Annotated in this window: 3 protein-coding genes; 1 reads left to right on the forward strand and 2 read right to left on the reverse strand. The window is 67.4% G+C overall.

Translation table 11 applies throughout. The annotated features are described in order from the left end of the window. Window positions 1–27: 27 nt before the first annotated feature. Together ACH9EU_RS03780 and ACH9EU_RS03785 are read right to left on the reverse strand one after the other, a co-directional pair. Window positions 28–1,173: a substrate-binding domain-containing protein gene (locus tag ACH9EU_RS03780; RefSeq protein WP_396412603.1), complete on the reverse strand. Its 1,146-nt coding sequence runs from the start codon at window positions 1,171–1,173 to the stop codon at window positions 28–30. 292 nt (window positions 1,174–1,465) lie between these two features. Continuing rightward, a complete protein-coding gene (locus ACH9EU_RS03785) occupies window positions 1,466–2,704 on the reverse strand; it encodes an alpha/beta fold hydrolase (RefSeq protein ID WP_396412604.1) in 1,239 nt (412 codons plus the stop codon). A 285-nt stretch (window positions 2,705–2,989) separates the two neighbouring features. Here ACH9EU_RS03785 and ACH9EU_RS03790 point away from each other — a divergent pair, with 285 nt between their 5' ends. Next, window positions 2,990–3,937, forward strand: a complete 948-nt coding sequence (locus ACH9EU_RS03790) for a 3-keto-5-aminohexanoate cleavage protein (RefSeq protein WP_396412605.1) — start codon at window positions 2,990–2,992, stop codon at window positions 3,935–3,937. Window positions 3,938–3,983: the final 46 nt, after the last annotated feature.

The following is a 3,983-nucleotide window of genomic DNA, read 5'->3' on the forward strand; positions in this document are numbered from 1 at the left end:
GGCCGGACGGGGAGGTGGACGGTCCGCTTACGGCAGCTGCTCGGGGCCGGCGCCGACCAGCGGGACCGGCTGCACGTCCCAGGGACCGTTCTCGATCAGCGTGTCGATCCAGCCGTCGATGTCCTCGTCGTACTTGGTGAACTCCTCGAGGTTGTCCGGGGTCACGCACTCCAGCTGGAAGAGGCTGTTGCGCTGCTCCGCGGGCAGCTCGGACGGGTTGATCTCCCCCGTGGCGGCGAGGTAGGACGTGTAGAGACCGATCGCGGCGGCCATGTAGCCGCGGTGGAAGGTCTCCCCGACGATGGCGTCGTTGCCCATGCCGGACTCCATCATGTCGATGACCGGCGGGTAGAGGCCGTCCGAGGCGAACTTGACCTCGTCGACCCGGCCCTCCTTCTGCATGGCCTCGATGGCGCCGATGATCATGGCGTCGTCGGCTGCCCACACACCGTCGATCTTGTCGCCGTGCTTGGCGATCAGGCTCTGGGTCTCCTGGAAGGCGACCTGCGGGTCCCAGTTGCCGGGACGGACCTCGAGGAGGTTGACGTCCGGGTAGTCCTTGAGGGCGTCCTTCAGGCCGGCGACGCGGGTCTGACTGGTCGTGCTGTCCTGCACGCCTTCGAGGGCGATGATGTTGCCCTGTCCGCCGATGCCCTCCGCCAGCATCTCGCCGGTGCACTGGCCGCTCTCGACGCCGGAGTGCTTCTGGAAGGCCACGAAGTGGTCGCCCTCCTCCGAGGGCTCGAAGTTGTCGGGCTTGTTCCACCAGATGGTGGTGTAGCCACCGGCGTTCTCGACGGCATTGACGATCGGCACCGCGTCGGAGCTGGCGACGGTGTTGACCATCATGGCGACCGTCTTGCCCTCGGCGAGGATCGCCTGGATCTTCGAGATCTGCGTCTGGGAGCTGCCCTGGGAGTCGATGACCTCCAGGGGCACGCCGAGCTCCTCCGAGAGGGCTTCGGCACCCTGGATCATCGATGCCATGTAGGGGTTCGTGGTGTTGATGACGGAGGCGACCAGGACGATGTCCTCCTTGGCCACCGGCTCCCGCTCACCCCCTTCGCCGGCCTGGGAGCCTCCGGTGGTGGTGCAGGCGGACACGAGGCCGAGGGCGGCCGTGGCGGCCACGCCGGTGGCCAACCGCCGACGGATGGTTTTGTTCTTGGACATCGCAACTCCTTGTGAACTAGTACCGGACGGTCGCCGGGTCCCCTGAATACTTATGCGGGGTCCGCATCAGCATTTCATCCAGTGTGACCAGCCTCACACGGGGCTGTCAAGGGTCTCGGCAAATTTATTCAGAGTCTGCATGAGTAGCACATCTCGGTCCGCCGCCCCCCGTTCCGACGTGGGCGATCGCTGCGCCGGCACCGGGTGGCAGCCGTCGAGGGCACCCGCCCCGGCACGGCGAAGAGCCCGCTCGGAGGGGCCGAGCGGGCTCTTCGTGCTTGGTCTCAGCCGGTCAGCGGAACCGACGGAAGAAGGTCGACACGTCGTCGACGTAGATGCCGGGGACCTCCAGGGGCGCGAAGTGACCGCCCTCGTCGTGCACCCGGTACTGCTGCAGGTTGAAGTACTTCTCCGTCCACGTGCGGGGCGGCTTGTAGATCTCCCCGGGATAGATGCTGACGGCCGTGGGCGCGCCGACCACGGGGAAGTTCCCGTGCGAGGGCCTCCAGGGATTGCCGCGGCACTCCCAGTAGTACCGCGACGAGGTGCCACCGGTCTCGGTGAGGAAGTACACGGCGGCCGTCGTGACGAGGTCCTCCTTCGGCCAGACCTTCTCGAAGGCCTCGGTGCCCACCCCGCGCTCCGCCAGTCCCCAGAAGTAGCGCTTCTCCGTGATCCAGGCGAGCTGGCCCGCCGGGGAGTCCGTCACCAGCGCCGCCAGCGTCTGGGGCTTGGTCAGCTGGATCTCGCCGTAGCCGCTCTCGTTCTCGACGAAGAGCTTGCCCCGCTCGAACCACCCCTCCTCGCCCTCGCCGTACTCGCTCGCGGCGGGCAAGCCGAGCACCGGGTCGTACTCGACCCCCGGAGGCGCGTCCGGGTGCTCGAAGAGGTAGTGGCTCATCTGGGCGGGGAAGTGCGTGTAGATGCCGTGGACGTCGTCCTGGTACTTGTGCCCGTGCTGCTGCGTGACGAGGGCCCCCCAGTCACCGCCGGCGACCGCGTACTTCTCGTAGCCGAGCACCTCCTTCATCAGCTTGTTCTCCAGGTCGGCCGTGCGCCACCAGTTCCAGCCCGGCTCGGTCAGCGGCGAGGAGAAGCCGTAGCCGGGCAGGGAGATGAGCACGACGTCGAAGGAGTCCGCCGGGTCCCCGCCGTGGCTCGCGGGATCGGTGAGCGGACCGATGACCTTGCGCACGTCCCAGAACGTCCACGGCCAGCCGTGGTGCAGCAGCAGGGGCATGGGGTTGGGGCCCTTGCCCTTGACATGGATGAAGTGCAGGGGGATGCCCTCCAGCGTCATCCTGAAGTGCGGCAGCTCGTTCATCCGCCGCTCGACGTCCCGCCAGTCGTACTCCTCGATCCAGTACTCGACCATCTGCCGGTGGTAGGCGCCGTTGTAGCCGTAGCGCCAGTCGTCGTTGGCGAAGTCCTGGGGGAACCGGGTGCGGCGCAGCCGCTCGTGCATGTCCTCGAGCTTCTCGTCAGGAATGGCGATGGTGAAGTCTTCGACCTCGTAGTCGTTGCCGGGCACGGAAACCTCCTTGGTGGCGACCCGGCGAGGGTGTGGAACCCCGGGCGGATCGATGAACGGATTTTTTATTCGTGGTGTGCTAGCGTATTCACAGGATGGATGTGGGGCAGATCACATGTCAAGGGGAAGGCCGGGAACCCGGCACCTGCGGCGGAAGCCGCGGCACCCCGCCCGGGCGGCGGCACGGCCTCCGGCCGGCGTGGACGACTCCGCACGACTGTCCGCCGGAGCCGTCGCGCGAGGCGCCGGGCACACAGACAACCCAGTTACCGAGGAGAACCGGCCATGGCCACTGCTCTCGACAAGTACGCCGACATGAAGCCGACCTGGGACCACCCGGTCGTCATCGAGTCGCACATCAACGGCGTCCGCTCCAAGGAGATGAACCCGAACACGCCGATCACCCACGAGGAGATCGCCGAGGACGCGATCCGGTGCTGGGAGGCGGGCGCCGGCGCGATCCACGCGCACAACACGAGCTTCGACCTGATCGGACCGGACGCTCACAAGGACTACAAGCGCACCTGGGACCGGGTGCTGGAGAAGCATCCCGACATCACGTGGTACCCGACGACGTGCAGCCCGCTGCGCCTGCTGCCGCACGAGCACGGGCTCGAGCACGTCGCGCTGCTCAACGAGGACACCAACGCCCGGGTCGCCTGCCTCGACACGGGGCTCACGCTGTTCGCCACGGACGTCGACGAGGAGGGCTACCTCTCGGGCCCGGAGTTCGGGTTCAACTACCAGCGCATCGCCGACCAGGTGAAGATGCTCCGGGAGCGCGACGTCTCCATGGTCTTCGGTGTCTACGAGCCGGGCCACCTGCGCCACGCGATGCACTACGTGAACCGGGGCCTCACCACGCCGGGGTCGATGTGGGACTTCTACCTGATCGGCGACTACGGCCTGACCGCGATGGAGCCCATCGCCACGAACGGCATGAAGCCCAGCCTGGAGAGCCTGTACTACTACCTGACGATGATCGAGGAGGCCAAGGTCAAGCACCCGTGGTACATCTCGATCTGGGGCCAGGGCGCCTTCGACGACACGGAGCTCCTGCGACGGGCCATCGAGCTGGGCGGCCACATCAAGACGGGGCTGGAGCTGTTCTACGACCCGGCCCGGAACCCCACGAACCTGGAGCTGCTCCAGCAGGCCCAGGAGATCGCCCGTGAGGTCGGCCGGCCGATCGCGACCCACGACGAGGCGCGGGCGCTGTACAACCTCACCTGATCCGCGGGCCGGCCTCAGCGCCGGGCCGCGCCGTCACCGGAGACGG

The organism is Kocuria rhizosphaerae (genome assembly GCF_044462265.1).
Classification (GTDB): domain Bacteria; phylum Actinomycetota; class Actinomycetes; order Actinomycetales; family Micrococcaceae; genus Kocuria; species Kocuria rhizosphaerae.

Bases quoted from the DNA above. Each gene is read 5' to 3' on its own strand.
- ACH9EU_RS03780 (WP_396412603.1), bottom strand. From the start codon at position 1,173: ATGTCCAAGAACAAAACCATCCGTCGGCGGTTGGCCACCGGCGTGGCC.
- ACH9EU_RS03790 (WP_396412605.1), top strand. From the start codon at position 2,990: ATGGCCACTGCTCTCGACAAGTACGCCGACATGAAGCCGACCTGGGAC.